The sequence below is a fragment of the Ruegeria sp. BHSA163 genome (assembly GCF_059613365.1).
The window spans coordinates 1-18244 of the sequence record NZ_JBXWSJ010000030.1; the positions used below are offsets into that span (position 1 = coordinate 1).

16 protein-coding genes are annotated in these 18244 nt (G+C 53.8%); 2 read left to right on the forward strand and 14 right to left on the reverse strand.

The features are described 5' to 3' along the window. From AC2FNV_RS14475 to AC2FNV_RS14530, 12 genes are all read right to left on the reverse strand, one after another. The coding region (locus AC2FNV_RS14475) for a thiamine pyrophosphate-binding protein (protein WP_496773701.1) at positions 1–502 on the reverse strand (502 nt) is incomplete at its 3' end. Beyond that, complete coding sequence (locus tag AC2FNV_RS14480) at positions 502–1911, reverse strand: aldehyde dehydrogenase family protein (RefSeq protein ID WP_170604467.1); 1410 nt, start codon at positions 1909–1911, stop codon at positions 502–504. The genes AC2FNV_RS14475 and AC2FNV_RS14480, both read right to left, overlap by 1 nt. After that, positions 1892–2806 (reverse strand): sugar phosphate isomerase/epimerase family protein, encoded by a 915-nt coding sequence (locus AC2FNV_RS14485; RefSeq protein ID WP_170604465.1) that lies wholly within the window; start codon positions 2804–2806, stop codon positions 1892–1894. Before AC2FNV_RS14485 ends, AC2FNV_RS14480 begins: the two co-directional genes overlap by 20 nt. Positions 2807–2960: 154 nt before the next feature. Continuing rightward, positions 2961–4151: a Gfo/Idh/MocA family protein gene (locus AC2FNV_RS14490; RefSeq protein ID WP_170604463.1), complete on the reverse strand. Its 1191-nt coding sequence runs from the start codon at positions 4149–4151 to the stop codon at positions 2961–2963. After that, positions 4144–4818, reverse strand: a complete 675-nt coding sequence (locus AC2FNV_RS14495) for a hypothetical protein (protein WP_170604461.1) — start codon at positions 4816–4818, stop codon at positions 4144–4146. The genes AC2FNV_RS14490 and AC2FNV_RS14495 overlap by 8 nt, the downstream gene beginning before the upstream one ends. Continuing rightward, a complete protein-coding gene (locus tag AC2FNV_RS14500; RefSeq protein ID WP_170604459.1) occupies positions 4808–5998 on the reverse strand; it encodes a Gfo/Idh/MocA family protein in 1191 nt (396 codons plus the stop codon). The genes AC2FNV_RS14495 and AC2FNV_RS14500 overlap by 11 nt, the downstream gene beginning before the upstream one ends. Next, positions 5985–6812 (reverse strand): citryl-CoA lyase, encoded by an 828-nt coding sequence (locus AC2FNV_RS14505; protein WP_437436812.1) that lies wholly within the window; start codon positions 6810–6812, stop codon positions 5985–5987. Before AC2FNV_RS14505 ends, AC2FNV_RS14500 begins: the two co-directional genes overlap by 14 nt. After that, entirely contained in the window at positions 6809–8734 is a 1926-nt protein-coding gene (locus AC2FNV_RS14510) for a bifunctional sugar phosphate isomerase/epimerase/4-hydroxyphenylpyruvate dioxygenase family protein (protein WP_367648112.1), read from the reverse strand. Before AC2FNV_RS14510 ends, AC2FNV_RS14505 begins: the two co-directional genes overlap by 4 nt. Continuing rightward, complete coding sequence (locus AC2FNV_RS14515; RefSeq protein WP_170328647.1) at positions 8701–9996, reverse strand: TRAP transporter large permease; 1296 nt, start codon at positions 9994–9996, stop codon at positions 8701–8703. Before AC2FNV_RS14515 ends, AC2FNV_RS14510 begins: the two co-directional genes overlap by 34 nt. Continuing rightward, complete coding sequence (locus AC2FNV_RS14520; protein WP_170604457.1) at positions 9993–10568, reverse strand: TRAP transporter small permease; 576 nt, start codon at positions 10566–10568, stop codon at positions 9993–9995. The genes AC2FNV_RS14515 and AC2FNV_RS14520 overlap by 4 nt, the downstream gene beginning before the upstream one ends. 30 nt (positions 10569–10598) lie before the next feature. Beyond that, a complete protein-coding gene (gene dctP, locus AC2FNV_RS14525; RefSeq protein ID WP_170604455.1) occupies positions 10599–11609 on the reverse strand; it encodes a TRAP transporter substrate-binding protein DctP in 1011 nt (336 codons plus the stop codon). Positions 11610–11710: 101 nt separating this feature from the next. Continuing rightward, positions 11711–12793, reverse strand: coding sequence for a Gfo/Idh/MocA family protein (locus AC2FNV_RS14530; protein ID WP_170604453.1), 1083 nt, complete (start codon positions 12791–12793; stop codon positions 11711–11713). A gap of 208 nt (positions 12794–13001) precedes the next feature. Here AC2FNV_RS14530 and AC2FNV_RS14535 point away from each other — a divergent pair, with 208 nt between their 5' ends. Together AC2FNV_RS14535 and AC2FNV_RS14540 are read left to right on the forward strand one after the other, a co-directional pair. Beyond that, a complete protein-coding gene (locus AC2FNV_RS14535) occupies positions 13002–13655 on the forward strand; it encodes a GntR family transcriptional regulator (RefSeq protein WP_170604451.1) in 654 nt (217 codons plus the stop codon). Positions 13656–15104: 1449 nt separating this feature from the next. Further along, positions 15105–15563, forward strand: coding sequence for a M48 family metalloprotease (locus AC2FNV_RS14540; RefSeq protein ID WP_170604449.1), 459 nt, complete (start codon positions 15105–15107; stop codon positions 15561–15563). Between the two features lie 20 nt (positions 15564–15583). Here the strand turns inward: AC2FNV_RS14540 and AC2FNV_RS14545 are convergent, their stop codons facing one another. Both AC2FNV_RS14545 and AC2FNV_RS14550 read right to left on the reverse strand, forming a co-directional pair. Next, positions 15584–16903 carry an oligosaccharide flippase family protein gene (locus AC2FNV_RS14545; protein WP_170604447.1) on the reverse strand — a complete coding sequence of 440 codons (1320 nt, stop codon included), beginning with the start codon at positions 16901–16903 and terminating at the stop codon, positions 15584–15586. A 158-nt stretch (positions 16904–17061) separates the two neighbouring features. Then, positions 17062–18021 (reverse strand): hypothetical protein, encoded by a 960-nt coding sequence (locus AC2FNV_RS14550; RefSeq protein WP_170604445.1) that lies wholly within the window; start codon positions 18019–18021, stop codon positions 17062–17064. Positions 18022–18244 lie beyond the last annotated feature (223 nt).

The following is an 18244-nucleotide window of genomic DNA, read 5'->3' on the forward strand; positions in this document are numbered from 1 at the left end:
GTACCGGCCCGGGCTGGCCGCTTTCAGCGAGATGAAACGCCTTTTCCAGAATCTCGGCCATCAGGTCGGCGCGATCCACGCGCCAAGCGCGCTTCACGAAGGGTCGGTAAATCTCCCATTGGGCTGCGTCTGCATGCAGGTTCACTTCCTGATGCGGATGTTTACCGTAGTAATGCGTGGGAATGTCACCCGCGATCACGACCATCGGGATACAGTCCAGTGCGGCGTTGGCGACCCCGGTGGCGCAATTGGTCAGCCCCGGGGAGAGATGGGACAGCACCACCGAGGCCTTGCCCGTCACGCGGGCATATGCATCCGCCGCGTGGCTGGCGATTTGTTCGTGTCGTACTGTGACGAAATCGATGGGACTTTCCGCCAGCGCAGCCAGAACCGCAATGTTCGTGTGCCCGCACAGGCCGAAAACGTGCTTGACCTCACGGCGTTCGAGAAAGTCAACGATATGTTCGGCAACGGTTTTGCCGTCCAGTTTTGCTCCGTCCATCACGCGACCTCCTGTCCGTAGAACTCACCGAACAGGTCCGGCTCCGAGGGGCGATCCTCAGGGATCGGACGACTGACCCAGGTGTAGTTCATCATGTGTTTCATGGTGACGTTTTCGTTGGTGATGTTGCCGCCCCAAATGCCGCAGCCCAAGCTGCTGGTCATAGGCATGCCATTTGTCCAGGCACCCGCATTGGCCTTGGATTGAGGCTGTCGCACCATCATACGGCTGACCGGAGCCAGACGCGCCAACCGGTCGATGTGATCGTCATTGTGGCTGTAGATGCCGCAGGAATGGCCCTTTCCCCCGGTGTTGTAGATCTGGCTGACCGTTTCCAGCGCATCATCGAACGTTTCGAAGTGATAAAGCGCCATCAGCGTGGTCAGTTTTTCCTTGGAGAACTTGTGCTGCGGCCCGATTTGCCCCTGATTTTCAACCATCAGAAACTTGCGATCTTCGGGGATGCTAAAACCGGCGACCTTGGCCGTTTGCTGCGGCGGACAGGCGATGGTCGGGAACGTACGGTTTCCCTTCTCATCCCACATGGCCGCTTCGAGCATGGCCTTCTCTTCATCCGAACAGAGGTATCCACCTTCGGCCTCAAGCGCTTTGACCATATCGTCGTAAACCGAACGCTGGATGATGATGTTGCCGTCGGCTGAGCAACCGGACCCAAAATCAGAGGTCTTTGAAATACGCGTATTCTGCGCCGCGATATCCAGATCGGCCGTCTCATCAATGACGATGGACGAATTGCCCGCGCCGACGCCATAAGCCGGGCGCCCCGAGCTGTAGGCTGCTTTGACCATCGGCTTGCCGCCCGTTGCCAGCGTCAGATCACAAATCTCCATGAGGTGCTGTGTTAACGGGATCGATGGTTTGGGGATCGACTGGAATAGGTCTTCGGGGGCACCGGCGGCGCGGCAGGCCGCGCGCATGACCTCGACCATTTCATAGGTGGTATGGGCGGTGCGTGGATGCGGGCTGAAGATGACCGCATTCCGGGCGTTCGCGGCGGACACGCCGGTCACCGGTGGTGTCATCGCCGGGTTGGTCATCGGGATCAGAGACGCGATCACACCGGCAGGTTTGGCATATTTCACGAGGCCCTTTTCTTCGTCGACTTCGACGACCCCCGTCGAGGGCGTGCGCAGGACATCGCGCAGTACCATATGGATTTTGAACCGTTTCGCAGGCCGTCCCTCGCGATCACCGATACCGCTCTCGTCCACGCCCTGCTGAGCCAGACGCGTAAAGGTTTTCTCGTTCCCCGCATACCACGCAATGGCCTGAGACAGGCGATCCAACCTGTCCTGATCCCAATCCTCGATTTCGGCCATGGCAGCGCGGGCGCGTGCCAGCATATCGGCCGCCATATTGCGGTCGTTTTCAGTGAGCTCTTTGCCCATGATAATCCTCTTGGTGTTTTGGAATTGCTGCATCGGGCATACGGCGCTGTGACCGCGCCTCGCCGAATGTTCGCTTGGCGTGGCTGAGACAGCGACGCGCGTGTTCTTCATATCCCAACTCGGCAACGCGACTTTGGTTGGGCAGTTCAATAGAATAATCGACAGGTGGCATCCGTTCGATGATGCCGGTGAAGTCAATCCAGCCTTCGCCGGGATAGAGCCGCGCATCGCGGGCCAGTTGAATCATACCCTCGCGCGTATCGGCGATCCCGGGTAGGCAATCGGAGATATGCAGGAAGTGAAACAACTCCGAGGGGACGTGCAGAAGCTCTCCGAGATCAACGCGGCTGAGATGCAGATAAAGCGTATCAACCAGAATACCGCCATTCGGCTGATCGGAGGCGCGGACAATGTCAAGCGCCTCATCCAGAGTACGAAGGCGGGAAAAGCTTGGGAACTCCAGGTCCACTGTTAGCCCGTAGGGTGCCGCCAGTTCGCAGGTTTCCGAATAGACGTCGATCAGGAAGTCACGATCATCGCGGGTATTGGTCCACGCGCTCATGATCATGCGCTTGGCACCCAATTCCCCACCGATCTCAAGAGAAGGCTCAAAACTGCGCGGATCGACATCTTCTGTGATGCGCGCAAGTTCGACATCGAGGACTTTCAAGCCAGTGGTAGAGAGAGCAGTTTTGGTGGCATGCACCTGCGCCTTGTCGATTGGAGATTGAGTGAATTCACCGGGCACATGCATCGGAATGAAGCGGGGGCTGACGGCATCGTAACCGGCCCGCGCTGCGATATAGACCAACTCGGGCGGCGTACAGCCAATCAGCGTCAGATGCGCCAAGGAATAGAGAGAGGGGCTTGCGCCAGCCTCTTCGGGTTTCACCATGAACGGCAGCTCCACGTGTCTGCGAATCTCAAATTCATCACACGTAGTAAAAAATATCTGATATTTTTTAAAATATCAACTTTTAATACTGAGCAGGAAATGAAAGCGCCCGGGCAACTGCCCGGGCGTGTTTTTCATTCTTGTTGGCAAAGCCTTAGAGAGTGACCCAGTCACCTCCGGACTGGTGTGAGCGCACGGAGGCTTCAATAAACCGGACGCCATCTGCACCTTGTTCGACACTGGGATAAGTAAGCCAATCATCCGGAACGGTAACGCCATCCCGACGCGCGGCTACGGCCATAGCAAATTCCGTATAGAGGTTGGCCCAGGCTTCGATAATCCCCTCAGGGAAGCCCCGCGCGGTACGGATCAGACGTTCTGCGCCGGGTCCGATACCATGCCCGTGACCACGGCTGATGGTACGATCCGGCTCACCGAACCGATTGAACTTCAGCTGTTCCGAATTCTCCAAGTCCCACTCGAGGCCTCCTTCGCTCCCGAATATCCGTAAGCGCAAACCGCCTCGATTTCCGGGGGCAAGGCGTGTCGCCATCAGGGTTCCCGGAACCTCGTTTTGATAGCGGGTGAACATGAATGCTGTGTCTTCCAAAGGCTTTGGCGCGCCGCAGACATGAAACTCGGCCCGTAGGTTGGTCAAGGGCAGGCCCGAGACAAAACTGGCGAGATGCGCGGCATGGGTGCCGATATCGCCGACACAGCTGGTCGGACCTGAAATCTTTGGGTCCAGCCGCCATTTCACATGGGGCGCATCGGCCACGTCCTCGGGCGTCATCCAGTCTTGCATGAACTCGACGTGGATTTGGTTGATTTTACCGATGCCGCCTTCCGCCACTATTTGTTTGGCCTGCCGGATCACAGGAAAACACGACATCGCATATCCGACGGCAAAGACCTGTCCCGTGCGCGCGACGATCTCCTCAAGCCCCTCGGCCTCGGCAACTTCGTTGGTCAGGGGCTTGTCGCACAGTACATCAATGCCTGCCTCCAGAAACGCTTTGGCCACTTCGAAATGAACGTGGTTCGGGGTGGTGATCATCACCGCGTCCACACCATCCGGGCGTGCCGCCTCGGCCTTTGCCATCTCGTCGAAGGACGCATAGCACCTGTCTGCCGGCAGGAACCACTCGGCCCCGCGCGCCTTGCTTCGCGCGGCGTCAGAACTGAGCGCTCCTGCGGTAACCTCCCACCGGTCGGTCATCCGCGCGGCCGTTGCCTGCGTGACAGAGATACGTCCGCCGCCAACAACGCCCAGCCGCAAACGGCGAGACAACCGGGGGAAAGGTCCGTCAAAATTCAGGTCTTCGGGTAAAAGTCTCTCAGCCATTCTGAACCTCCATTTCCGGGACCATTACGCCTTCCGGCAGCATTTCCACCGCCATGAAGATGCTGGGGGTAATCGTCTCGTATTGATGCCAGGGATAGTTGCCTTCGGCGTCATACATCGGTTTGTGCGTCGTGCCGGGGGCCATGAATTCTTCGAGGTAAAGGGTTTCAACGTCCCGTTCGCGGCATTGCTGCATTTTGCCAAAGCCTACGATTTGCGTATGCACTTCGCGAAACCCCGGTACCGGGCAGAATGGATGATCCTTGTGCAATCCGACATTCAGCGGCACCGAGCCCGAGTGGTACATGGTCAGCCCAACGTTACCCACGAAGACCTTCGGCGACATGTAGTGGCTGACACCGCGCAGACGCTCCTCTTGGCGGACATCAAAAGCAGATGGCCACGTATCTTTCACCCATGCGAACAACTCGTTCTCATCGGCATGGGCGTCGAAATCGAGGACAATGACTGCACGTTCCACGCCGCTAAGCGTGCTGTCTTGCACGATCACAGAGGAAAGCGGTGCAATGGTCTGATCCTCGACCGAAAGGTCTCGACCCCCAAGGTTCAGAACAATTGCACGACCCTCGACAGAAATTCTGTCTTCACTGGTGATGTGCTGGACGCGAAAGAATGGCTGAGCAAAGTCGAGTGTCTCAATCGGCATAAACCAATTCCTTCCTCTCATCATTTAAGAAATCGACCGGCAAAGGCTCCGGAGCCGCGCAACGGCTCTCTATCGTCTGATACGCTCCGAATTTCGGTGCCCGTTCGATCGCGTCCATGACCTCGAAAACGTGGTAGGCGAGCGCTCCACTTGCACGGGGTTGGCGTCCATCTTGCGCCGCCAGGGCCAGATCCAAAAGGCCGAGACCACGGCTGTCCTCATTGAACCCGTGTTTGTTGACGACCACCTGCCAGCCTTCGCGACCGGATGGGCGCGGCTGATGAGACCAGCGCGAGGTCTCCCGCGTTTTCAGCCAGACATCCCCCTGAAAGATGTTGGCACCATGTACCGGGTCAGGGTCTGGGATGCTGATGGTGCCTTTTTCACCGTAGATCTCGAACCGCGGCGTTTCGCTATCCCAGACGTCAAAGCTCATGGTCATCGACCCTATAGCCCCGGAAGAGAACTGCAGCAGGCTTAGGGAATGCGTGTCGACCTCGACATCCATCCATTCACCGTTGCGAGGGCCGTTTTCGATCATCCTTTTGTCGAACGTGCGCCGAGCCATTCCGGCGACCCGGTCAACCGGACCAAGGCAGCAAACCATGGCGGTCAGGTAATATGGCCCAAGGTCCAGCAAGGGCCCGCCACCGGCCTGGTAGTAGAAATCCGGGTTGGGATGGTGGCGTTCAGTCCCGTGGGTACCGACATGGGCAAAAACCCCTGTCGGTTTGCCAATGGCACCCTCGTCGATCAAGCGCCGAACGGTCTGCCAGCGACCGCCAAGAAATGTGTCGGGCGCGCAACCGACCAGTAATCCCTTTTCAGAGGCCATGTGCAGGATCGCCTTACCATCCGTTCGATTCATAACCAACGGCTTCTCGGAATAGACGTGCTTGCCCGCCTCCAACGCACGCAGGCTGATTTCGGCATGCGCCGCCGGAATTGTCAGATTCAGAACGCAGTCAATCGTCGGATCGTCAAACACCTCATCTGGCGCACAGGCCTTGGCGATACCGTATTGATCTGCCTTGGTGCGGCTTTCCGAAGGGTCAAGGCTTGAGCAAGCCACGACCTCAACGTTTGAGAATTTGGATAGTGTTTTTAGATAAATATCGCTGATACGACCACAGCCGATAAGGCCGACCCGGAAGGATTTCGATGTCTCACGTGTCATCATTCCTGTCTTCGTAGAGGGGTAAGTAATTAGGGGGCATCGGCCCTTTGTTGCGGCCACCCTGGTTCATCTGTTCCCAAGCGTGGGCGAGTATTCCGACCGAGCGGGACAGGCAGAACAGCCCTCGCGACAAGGGCGCAGGAAAGCCAAGTTCGCAGAAGATCACAGCTGTCGCGCCGTCAATATTCATGGCAATTGGCCGACCGCCTCGTTGACGACCGAGTTCGGCTTGAACCTCTTCTCCGATATCGGCAAACCGGCCAGAAACTGTGCCTTCTGCCGCCGCATCTCGAACAAGTTGCATCAATCGTGGTGCGCGTGGGTCGACGGGCTTGTGAAACCTGTGACCAAAGCCCGATACGATCTTGCCGTAGGTCTCGCGCCAGCTGTCCAAGCCATCCCGAACAGCGTCATTCAGCGCAGCTCCAGCATCCATGCGGACTGCTATATTATAGTACAGCTCTGCACACTGCTCTCCTGCCCCGCCGTGCACGTCGCCCAGCATGTTCACCGCAGTCGCCATCGCATTATTGAGACCTACCCCGCAGGTGGCAGCCATACGCGCAGCCGCGATTGATGGAGCCTGTGGGCCGTGGTCCACGCCTGCGACCAAAGCGGCTTCGAACAAGTGCGCTTGTGCGTCGCTGGGGAGATCGCCCCGCACCATCAGCCAGATCATCTGCGGGAGAGATACGTTCCCGATCAGGTCCTCTATAGCGTTGCCACGAAAAGAGATCTGTCCGGGTTTCATGTCGATGATGGAGGTACGCCACCATTGGCGAACGGCGCGCTCATCGTCTGTCATCTGCGCGGTCATTGCGTCTGCACCTCTTTCACCGGCTGGGTTTTGCTTTGCGCAGCAAGGCGAATGGGTGCATTGCGCGCGCCATAACCGGCATAGCCCATACGGCGTTCAACAATTTCGAAGAAGAAGCCGTTAAAGATGGGGCGGCTGTATATCTGAAAATACTCAGCACCCGCCGCCCGATCGTAGAGAATGTTCCCCCTGCGCAATTGGGCGACCAAATCGTCATCCAATCCGAATGTCGCTTGCAGATCAGCGTAGTAGTTCTCCGGGATGGACAGGCTGGGAAAGCCAGACTTGAGCAACTGGGCTGAAGTTTCAAAAATATCATCCGACTGGAAGGCAATGTGCTGAACACCAGCCCCAAAGCCATCTTCAAGGAATGACGCCGCCAGCGTTCGACGCCCAACTGCCCCATTCAGGTTTAAGCGCACTTCGCCTTCGGGACTTTCGATAGCCTGGCTTTGCACGACACCAGACGGGTCGGCGACGTTCACGATAGGGGATTTTGCCATCTCGAAAGTCGAAATGTAGTAGAGTAGCCAACTTTGCATCTCATCGTGACGCATCGTCTGGGCCAGATGGTCGATGCGACGCAGACCGGCAGGTTGGGTGGCTTTAGTTTTCGCAACCGGCTCGAACTCAATGTCCCATACCCGATGGAGATCGGATTTCTCATCGATGAAATGAACGACGTTGCCACCAACGCCCCGAATGGCCGGGATATCCAGTTCCCCTGTTCCCACCGGTTGTGAGAAATTCGGCGCGCCCAACGCGGTCGCCCGCTGAACCGTCTGATCCGCATCTTTGACACGCAACCCCATGTCACAAACGGAGGGGCCGTGACCCAGGAACGCCGAATGGGCAAATCCTTCCTTTTCGGTATTCACAACGATGTTTATCGCGCCCTGCCGCCACAGCTCAACGGACTTGGATACGTGTTTTCGCTCCATTCGAAAACACATTGCTGACAACATATCTGCCAGCTGCGCGCCGCTTGTTTCGTCGGCTGTAAATTCGACGAATTCGAAGCCTGACGCATAGACGCGTTCCGGCAGGTTCGGGATGCCGAAATCGGTTCCCGGCTCGGTCCGGGATACCTCATCCAGGAGGTTCACCAGCGACCTGTAGCTGTCTCGGGCCAGTGTTCGGCCACCGGGTTGAGGAGCTGCTTCGTTGACGCGTGCAACCGACCAAGGCCCTTTGTATCCGGCGCGGGACAACACGCGAACGAAGCCCGCAAGGTTCAGCGACCCAAGCCCCGGCAGAAGCCCAAAGTGCCGCTTGAGCCGACGTATATCCATCTCAAGCCGGGGTGCATCGGACAGTTGCACATGGAACAGCCGCTCTCCGGGAATGTCCCGAAGGCGGGCTGGTTTGGATCCGTCGGCAAGCGAGAAGAAGGAATTCAAAGCCAAACCCAGATGAGGGCTGTCGACGGCATCAACGACGCCTAACGCCTGTTCATCCGAGTGAATAAGATCCGACCATGGCAAGCCCATATAGGCCAGACGCATCCCCATTTCTTTAGCGATTTGGGCCGCCTCACCAAGATCTGCGATTACCTGTTCTTCGGTCGCAGCGACATCGACCTCGAAGGCAGACCCGATAAGCAGCAATTCCGTTCCCAGCTCGCTCATCAGGTCGAGTTTGCGCTTCAGTCGATCAAAGGCGCGCTCACGTCCGGCTTCGGGCTGGCCTTCAAGATTATGGAAGGGTTGTAACAGGCATATCTTCAGGCCGAGGTCCGATACAATCTTGCGGACTTGCGATGGCGGTCCGTCAAAAGCGGTCAAATCCGGTTCGTGTAATTCGACACCCCCGAATCCCGCGTCAGCGATAGCACTCAGCTTTTCAGCCAGATCGCCGGGGATCGACGTTGTCGAAACCGACAGGCACATTATCCCTGATATCCAAACATACGCGGCAACCACAGGACCAGATCCGGCATCAGCATCATTATCACCAAGGCGAAGATGAGAACCGCGAGAAAGGCCCAGATTTCGGAGATGATTTCGCGTAGCGGAATGTCCGTCACGGCGTTGATCACAAAGAGTAGAATGCCATAGGGCGGCGTGATCAAACCGATCATTGAGTTCACGACGACCAGCACTCCGAAATGCACCAGATCAATCCCGAGCGCTTCGCAGGTTGGAATGAACAGGGGCACGATCACCAGGATGATCGTTGTTGCGTCTAACACGCATCCCAGCGCGAGGATCAGCAGGTTTACGAGGATCAGGAATACAATCGGGCTAACATCCGAACCCTCCAGCAGTGCCGAGATCGACTGTGGAATCTGTTCCTGAATGACGATGAAGTTCAGAATGAACGCGCCACCAATGACCACCCCGACGGCGGCGGAGGAGCGCGCGCTGTCGACGAACACTTGATAAAGGCCACGGAAGGTCAGCGCGCGGTAGAACAACGCTGCCAGTAGCAGAGCGTAGAATGCAGCAACTGCGGCGGCTTCGGTCGGAGTGGTGACGCCGCCATATATACCGTACAGCAGGATTGCGGGCATCAGCAGTGCCGGAAACGCGTTGGCGGTTTTAGCCGGCAATTCGCGCAGAGGAACAGGTTCTTCCAATGCAAAGTTCCGCTTTCCGGCCAGGTAATAGTTCATTGCCATGAGGACGACGCCCATGATCAGGCCCGGCAGAATACCGGCTAAGAACAGAGATCCGATGGAGGCCTTGGAAACGAGCGCGTACAAAACCATTGGGATCGAGGGCGGAATGATCGGGCCAATCGTCGCCGACGCCGCGGTAATAGCAGCAGCATAACCTCGGCTGTAGCGGCCATCCTTGGTCATCATCTCAATGATGATCTTGCCGATCCCCGCGGCATCCGCGACAGCCGAGCCGGACATACCGGAAAAGATCAGGGACGCTACCACGTTGACGTGCCCGAGGCCGCCCTTGAAACGACCGACAGCGGCTACGCAGAAGTTCAGCAAGCGGTCGGTGATCGACCCCGCGTTCATGATATTGGCGGCGACGATGAACAAAGGCACGGCAAGCAGGATCGTGCTTTTGTAGAAGCCTTGCAGGATTTTCTCGCCCGCGAGTGCGACGTCCAATCCGGCCGTGCCCAGATAAACCAATGAGGCCAAAAGGATGGAATAGCCGATAGGTGTCCCGATGCCTGCCAGAAGAAAGAGCGCGAGCAGGCAGGAAAGAAGTTCAAAGCTCATTTGCCTGCTTCCTCGTCGTCTTCACCGTCGACACGGGGATGATCGTCAACCACGTTGTACCCAACGACCAGTTCCAGCTCGGTTTTTGGTGGGCCATTTCGCAGGATGTCAAAGAACAACCACCCATACCGCGCAGCTACGACCAGCATGAACACCGCATAGATTGAGAACACGGTGCGCAGTGGTATCTTCTCACCCGAGAACGGATTGCGCACAGTCGAGGTTTTGCGGATTTTCATCCAGTCGATGTAGTCCCACGTCGGCAGGAAACTGTAGAGCATCCCGACCACAATCGCCGCGGCCGCCAGCATCGCAAAGACCTGACGAACGCGCATCGGCACCGAAAGGTAGATGATGTCGAACTTCACGTGATCTCTCTCGCGCACGATGAACGCGCAGCTAAAAAAGATCACCCAGACCCAGAGGATGCCGATCAGTTCAAGCGTCCAACCGGCGGGGGTAAAGAAATACCGCAAGAGAATTTGCAGAAGGAAGATTAGGAAGATTGCCGCCAGCATCCCGCCGGCAATCGCTTCGGTCAGTCGGGAGAACCCCTTTGTGAAGCCTTTCATTGTGGTTCTCCCTCCCTTGTGTAGATGGGCTTAGTTGCCCAGAGCGTTGATCTGCTCGAGAACACCGTCCGGCCATGATCCGGCGAATTCGCTTTCGAGATACATCGACTGCACCTGATCACGGAACGCCGCGAGGTCGGGCTCGTAGACCTCCATGCCCTGCTCCTTGAGGAAGCTGACAAGGTCCTCTTCTTTCTGAAGCTGCTTCTGGCGACCGGATTCTGCCGCTGCATCCGCAGCTTCCTGAACCTTGGCTTGCTGTTCCGGTGTCAGCCCGTCCCAAACCTCTTTGCCGATGGCGATATAGTTCAGGTCGACCAGATGCGATGTCAGGATGATCTGATTGGTCACTTCGTAGAATTTGGCATCAACCACAGTCGGCAATGGGTTATCCTGACCGTCAACGGCACCGGTCGAAAGCGCGGTATAGACTTCGGAGAAGGCCATTGGTGTCGGGGCGGCACCCAGCGCTTTGCCAAGGAACTGCCACGCATCCGTGCCCGGCATCCGCAGGTTCACACCTTCCAAATCTGCTGGCGTCGTGACCGTCAATTCATCCTTGGGCTGGCGCAGGTTCACCTGGCGACGGCCCAGATACATGACCGACAGCAGTTTGACGCCCAGCTCCTCTTCGGCCTTTTGTTTGAACGCGTCCATCAAGGGATCGTTGAAGACGGCAACCTGATGCGCGGCGTCCTGATGGACATAGCCGGCGGTAAAGATCGAAAACTCGGGGAAGAACTGTGCCAGTTCCTGCGCCGAGGTGATCGACATTTCCAGGTTGCCCCGGCTGATGGCGTCCAGCTCGGTGCCTTGGGCGAAGATTGTGCCATTATAGCTGGGCTCATAGCTTGCGAAATCAGCGACCATAGGCGCGAAAACCTCGGCCATAGCGACCGAGCGCTGGTCGGTCTCCGATCCTGATGTTGCGAGGCGAAGTTGCACTTTGTCTTCCGCCAGCACACCACTTGTTGCGCTAAACAGAACACCGGTTGCAAACAGGGCTGATACAGCAGCCCGGCGGGTAAGTTTGGTAATCACTTTGCTCCTCCCTGAGACATCATGATGCTTCTTTTTTGCGATTCAGAGTTTTGACCTATTTTTGACGTTTTGCAAGATTTTTTATAAAATATCAGATATTTTTATGCAGCCGTCATATCTACCTTTGGTGTTTTTTGTAGGTTTTTGATCCTGACCGTCTCACCTGTTCTGCAGGAATTCTGAATAGCTTCAATAACTTGAAGCGTTCTGAAACCTTCCCATCCAGACACAATCGGCTCTGCTTTGTGCAAAGCTACTTCAACAAAATGCCTAAGCTGATTGACCAGAGGATCAGACGCACCCTTCTTCAGCGCGGTTGATGAGATAGGCGTCCACCAGTCCCTTTGCTCACTCTGGTAGCTCCACAAACGAAGATCGGGAACGGACAACGAACCATGAGAGCCACCTATCATGTAGCTACTCTCAGTGGTTGAAGGATAGATTGGATATTCCTGAGACGTCATCTCCCAGCTCCATGGAGCTACGATGCTGTCGGACACACTTATCGTCCCTATCGCCCCGCTTTCGAACGTCAACAGAGCACCGGCAACATCTTCGTTGTCGTAGCCCCGCTGCGATGCAGCCGATTGAGCCTGTACGGTCATGACTTCTCCAGCCAGGTACCGCAGCAGATCCACATCGTGGACAAGATTGACCGAGATGGGCCCTGCACCGGGTTTCTTTCTCCAGGGCGCAGCATCAAAATACTCGTCTGGCTTATAGAACCAGCAATTCGCATGGACAGCGCGCACATCTCCAATCTTCCCATCGACAATGGCTTCCTTGGCCGACCGGATCAGAGGATTGTGTCGACGATGATGTCCGACCATCAGTGGCACATTGGCCTTCTCCGCTGCTTGAACAAGCTCAAGCGCAGCAGCGGCTTCTACGGCGATCGGTTTTTCGACAAGAACGGGACAACCATGTCGAACACACGTAAGGCCTTGCTCAACATGAAGCGTGGTCGGGGTCGCAAGAACAGCACCGTCCGGCATCTGATTTGCGAACAATGCCTCCAGCGTCTCGTAACATGTGACGCCGTGTTCAACGGCGTAAGCACGGCCTTCATCGCTGGGGTCGACCACCGCGACGAGATCAACATGGCGCAACGCTCGGATAGCGTCTGCGTGGCGGCGTCCAACAAGGCCAATGCCGACAATGGCAATGCGAAAGTTCTTAGACACTTTGCTTCCTTCCGAAGGGTCCGGAGAATCCCAAAACCGATGATTGCGATCAGGCTGCTTTGCCCAACTTGGCCACGACCGTATTGGGATTTTCGCGATTCCGCAATAATGTATGATATTTTTAATTTTACCATATATCAGTTTGGATTGTTGATGCCTCCGAAAAATGCTAAGTGAACGAGGAAACTGATAATATCGGGTAAGACGCATGGCGAAACAGCCGTCTACGATAGGTGCAAACACCTATCAGCGCATCAAGCGGGATATCATCTTCGGAGAGCTGCAGCCCGGCTCCAAACTGAAGCTGGACGCCTTGAAGGAACGCTACTCGGCAAGCCTTTCGACACTTCGTGAAACGCTGAACAGGCTCGCCAGCGACGGATTTGTCGAAGCTCCCGAGCAACGGGGTTTCCTGGTTACGCCAGTTTCACGAGAAGACCTGACCGAAATATCAGAGCTGCGCGTTCTGTTGGAATGCCACGCGTTGGAGTTGTCCATTGCGAATGGCGACACGGACTGGGAAGGCAACCTCGTTGCCGCGCACCACAAACTGCACCTGATGGAACAGCAGCTTCTCAAGGGCGACGAGTCCGAGAAAGAAACCTGGAAACGATATGATTGGGAGTTTCACCAAGCGATGATCGCGGCCTGCAATTCCAAGAACCTTCTGTCGCTGCACTCGATCATCTACGACAAGTATCTGCGGTATCAGATGCTCGTGCTGACCTATCGCGGCGAAGAGGCCGTCAAAGAGCACAAGGGCATGTTCGATGCCGCGCTGGCCAGAGACGCCGACACGGCGAAGAGGTTGTTGGAAGATCACATTCGAAATGGCCTCCAGCATACCTTGGAGGCTATGTAAGACGTTCGCCTTGCCGCAATAGCGACAGCCTTCAACGCAGAGCACCCCGGTGAAGGCCAATTTCTTTTGATCGAATTCGCCAGTCAGGGCACCGCTACGACAATTGACCTTTCGGCTTACCCCTTGAAGGTCACGGCACCCATATTTTACAGAGTGTTAATGTGTGGGGTTTGTGTCCAAGACGGACCTCCGCTACCATTTATTTTCCGGGTAAATATTACCGGATTGCCATTAAATTTGATCACACTTGGGCGCTCAGTTTGGATCCATTGATCTAATCTCTTGCGCTTTAGATTCCTGAGTCCCAAGCTGAGGCACGCTAGTTGCTCATGGACTCCTGGGTTGGATCTATCGTTCAATTCGCCGGATATGATCAGATAAGTGTCAAAGGGACTTGGAAACACCAGAAGTCAAATCAAGGCGAAGCAGAGCGAACTACATTAGGTGAGCCACTTCATCTAATTCATCGCGAGTGGTTTGCTCCCTCCCTACAAAGTTCGCGAGGACATCATAAATAAATTCAATCACCGCCTTCGGAAGTCAGTCTGAATTATTATTAGTTTTTTGAACACATAATCAAATTATCTTCCTTTTTCCGGGTTCTAACATTGCTTAGGATCATCAAATTGCGTTATCTTGTTAAATTATTTTTTATTCCCGTGTGTTGAACAAACTTTGGTGGGAAAAATAATTTTACTAAAAGCGTTAGCAATTAATCACTGACCCAAAGGAAAATTGTGACAGACCAAAGCGCCGTAGAAAATACCACACTCAAAAATTGCATTAACAACAGTCGAAGCAAAGATATTGTCGGACATATTCTTATCGAACTTACAGTTGGTGACTTCCAAAATTTTTCAGAAATAAAAAAATAACTTCCTGCTCCGTAGAGGTTTAGTACTAGCTTAGCCTGCGATGGCGGGGATCCTCTAACTTTCACATAAAATTCGACAAAATCTTCTTTAAATTTAAAAAGTGGAATGAAATGCGCCAACAAAAACATCGTGCTCCACAAATAAAAGTTCGAAATGGCAATAAAAACATCTATATATGAAATTAATTCAACCATTGTATAGAGTTTGCCTTATACTTCATCTAATATTAAATATTGTGAAAATCGATTTTAGGTGCCTCTGAGAATAATCATGTTTTCGGCTAAAATTGAAAGTGAAATTTTTCAAGTCAAGGGTGTTTTATTCATTTTGAAACAAGGGATGGGGAAGCCCACACTAATGATGATCAAAACCCACGCACACTTAGGAAGAAGGGTACGTTTTGGGAATAAAACCTTCCAGTACTAAGCTCTCGAACGCTCTCGCTACAGCAACCAGTGTCTTAACCTCGCAACGGAAACTGACAAAACGTAAAATTTCACCGCCATATTTGAGCACAACTTATAGTTGAGTGTGTATCTACATAGCAGCCAATGATTTTCATTTAGAGACAGCAATGAAATACTTTATTCTTGGAATACTTCTAATGCTTTACTATTCTCCTCTTTCAGCACAAACGGCGACGCCGGAGATACCAAATGCCAGCTATAATGATATCGCTGCAGTCTTTCCCGACCCGACTTCTCCGACGGGTGCAGTCATAATTTACAATCCCACTATTTGTCAGAATATAGGCGCAGCATGCGGGTTCTTTCGAGTTCATGAGCACGGGCACGTGGCCTTGGGACACCACTTGAACCCGCACATTCACCCTTTCCAGAGAGAGTTTGACGCCGACCGGTTCGCAGCGACTTACGCTGCACCAAACGAAGTGTTCACTGCTTGGCAATTTTTCGTCAGTGGATGGAGCAGTCCGAACATTGCCGTTTATGACACACCCGCCAATAGAGCAAAGAGAGTTTGCGCATTTGCCAAACAGATCAACAATTGGATTGGTCCAACACACGCGTGCTGAGTTGTTTAGTGTTGGCCGCTTCACCCCAGAATTAGCGCCAGGGCCGCCGGATTAGCCCAAAAAGCGGCTGCTGCAATCAAAACTCCAAATGCCAGCAATCCAAGGTCATAAAGACCATACCATCCCTTGTATTGATTGACGTAAGCGATCTGAAACGGATAGGCCAATATATCCGCTATGACCGGTGCAACGATTGCTCCGACCACACCGTAGTGTTGAATCCCAATCACAAGCGCACACATTCTGAACGAAGCGGAACAACAGGTCAGTATCGTGAAGGCTCGAGAATTTCCATTTGCAAGCAGGACAAAATTGTAGCCGCCGAAAATTAGCCGGGGGATAATGGATATACTGATCAAAACAAGGAACGGACCAGCAAGATGATACCGTTCGTCATACAAGAACTCGATTAGAGATTCTCCAAAAACGCCTAATACGGCAGTCATCAACAGTAGACTTGCCACCAACAACGCACGAGCACGCCCAACCATTATGCGGTTTGAATCGCTCTCTATCGGTGGGCGGTTCCTATAGAGTGGAAGCACAATCCTTTCTACAAGCTGAAAGCTCATCACCAATGGTAAAGTCGCAAAGATTTGGGCAATAGAAAAAATCGCCAAATCATTCAAAGAAACATACCGACCGAGTATCAGCCTGTCGCCTTGCTGAAGGAAGTATCCGGCGATCGTGCCTATGAAAATATATTTGCTGAAATGAAAAATCTCATGGAAAGCTTCGCGGTCCCAGCGAAACGTGTTTCTTGGACCGGGTATAAGGATATGAGACAACACTGTATTGATAAGAGAGAGGGCCATACTTCCAACAACCAGCGCCCAAACTGACCGCAACCACAATGCGACAAGGATCATTATCAATGTGCCCAATAGCTGCGACGCCAACTCAACGACCGTGACCCACTCTAGCTTGATTTCTCGTGTGGCTGAATATCTTCGGGTAGAGCAAAACCCATCGATAATGGTAACCAATGACAGTACGGGAATGACGTGGAGCAATTCGGGTTGCCGGTAGAACTCGGCTACAGGAATCGTAAGAGCACAGGCGATAATCCACAAAACAAAACCTCGGACAACTTGAATGGTCCAGGCCGTGTTCAGATAGTCCTTTTCAGTTCCACGTTTGCTTTGAATGATTGCAGGGCCGATGCCGAAATCTGAAAAGTTATCCAGCCCGATCAACAGGACCTGAACCAAGGCAATAAGACCGAAAGCATCCGGAAACAGTATTCTGGTCAAAATGAGGTTTGAAACCAGGCGAATAAATTGGCCGCTGCCAAAACTAATAATGCTAAGAGCCGTGCCGCGGATGGCCCGAGCTTTCATGCTGTCTCCGCGCAGCACAAGCTGAATTTGGGATACTAGTGACACAACTCAGATCCCAGTTGGAGACGCTGCAGCGCCTATTTTCATCTGCGATGACGTTGGCGCTCTAGGGTTTACATGCGAAACTCTATTTGGCTGGAGCATCAGACGGACACACACTAGCCGTTAACCGCGCGGTTTACATAATCAGTAATCTTAGTCCAATTCTGAACAACTCTTGGATCAACCGATGCTCTTCCCAAGACCTTGGAAATATCCGGGGCTTCCGCCTGAAAAAACGTCGAGTATACAATTGCAGCAAGAACAGCATAAGTGTCCGGATGACCATGTGGCGCCAGGTCTTCAAACCAATCTGTATGTGTCATATCTGGAACGACGTTTTCCCAGGTATCAACAAAAACCTCGGCGGCATTAATCAACCCAATTTCATATCCAGGATTTGCAGTTCTGAGACCTTCGACAAATTCGGTCTGCCAATCCGTCCAATCCCCTCGCACGTGAACCTTCCAAGGTTCGATATTCGTATCAGATGGCCAAGTCCCGTATGAATATTCGTCGAAGCCAGGCAAGCCAGAGAAAATCCAGTAACGCTTGGGGGCTTTGACGTTGGCCTCATATCCGGCAATCAAGTCCGAAGCGGCTTCGATGTAGCTTGTTCTCTGCGGCGTCAGGTTTCCGTCGTCGCTTGGTCGTATTTTCATACGCGGCGGTGAAACTACCCCCATGCCGAAATTGTCAGACGAAAACACAATGTCACCACCGCGCGCAGTGCCGTTAAATCCATATTGGATTTTGGACCATCCCTCGGAGCCCAACGCGCTAATGCCAGAACCGCCATTAACATTCCCTGTGGACGACGCATTTGGTGGCGCGGCAAAACTGTCAAAGAACCCAAATTCCATGCGTTCAGCATAACGGTGCCCATTCGCAGCCTGCATCGTATCGAGCCAGGATGAAACAGAGGTACGCTTGCTGGTACTATGAAGTGCATGATTCCATAGTGAGTTGATATGCCCGGCAATTGCCAGATTGTCGCCAGATTGCGCCTGCACAACACCCGTGCCGGACGTCAGTACAAACGCAGTTACAACCAAAAATTTAAGGGAAAACCGCTGCATAATGTTTTTTTACCTATTACGAACCTGTCTCTGAAGTTGACAATTACGTCCATTAAGTCAATGCAACGCACCGCCCGTGGTGACCGAAAAGCAGAACAGCAGCGATTTAGACGCTGTTTTCGGGTTTCAGACAGCGCATCAGTGAAATCCTGGCACGACAGACGGCACAGGAGATGTGGAACAGAACTTTCTTAACACAAAAGGGGAAATTTCGGAGAAACGT

Excerpts from the sequence above, each read along its gene's own strand:
- AC2FNV_RS14480 (WP_170604467.1), bottom strand. The coding sequence starts at position 1,911 with ATGGGCAAAGAGCTCACTGAAAACGACCGCAATATGGCGGCCGATATG.
- AC2FNV_RS14485 (WP_170604465.1), bottom strand. The coding sequence starts at position 2,806 with ATGGTGAAACCCGAAGAGGCTGGCGCAAGCCCCTCTCTCTATTCCTTG.
- AC2FNV_RS14490 (WP_170604463.1), bottom strand. The coding sequence starts at position 4,151 with ATGGCTGAGAGACTTTTACCCGAAGACCTGAATTTTGACGGACCTTTC.
- AC2FNV_RS14495 (WP_170604461.1), bottom strand. The coding sequence starts at position 4,818 with ATGCCGATTGAGACACTCGACTTTGCTCAGCCATTCTTTCGCGTCCAG.
- AC2FNV_RS14500 (WP_170604459.1), bottom strand. The coding sequence starts at position 5,998 with ATGATGACACGTGAGACATCGAAATCCTTCCGGGTCGGCCTTATCGGC.
- AC2FNV_RS14505 (WP_437436812.1), bottom strand. The coding sequence starts at position 6,812 with ATGACCGCGCAGATGACAGACGATGAGCGCGCCGTTCGCCAATGGTGG.
- AC2FNV_RS14515 (WP_170328647.1), bottom strand. The coding sequence starts at position 9,996 with ATGAGCTTTGAACTTCTTTCCTGCCTGCTCGCGCTCTTTCTTCTGGCA.
- AC2FNV_RS14520 (WP_170604457.1), bottom strand. The coding sequence starts at position 10,568 with ATGAAAGGCTTCACAAAGGGGTTCTCCCGACTGACCGAAGCGATTGCC.
- AC2FNV_RS14535 (WP_170604451.1), top strand. The coding sequence starts at position 13,002 with ATGGCGAAACAGCCGTCTACGATAGGTGCAAACACCTATCAGCGCATC.
- AC2FNV_RS14540 (WP_170604449.1), top strand. The coding sequence starts at position 15,105 with ATGAAATACTTTATTCTTGGAATACTTCTAATGCTTTACTATTCTCCT.
- AC2FNV_RS14545 (WP_170604447.1), bottom strand. The coding sequence starts at position 16,903 with ATGAAAGCTCGGGCCATCCGCGGCACGGCTCTTAGCATTATTAGTTTT.
- AC2FNV_RS14550 (WP_170604445.1), bottom strand. The coding sequence starts at position 18,021 with ATGCAGCGGTTTTCCCTTAAATTTTTGGTTGTAACTGCGTTTGTACTG.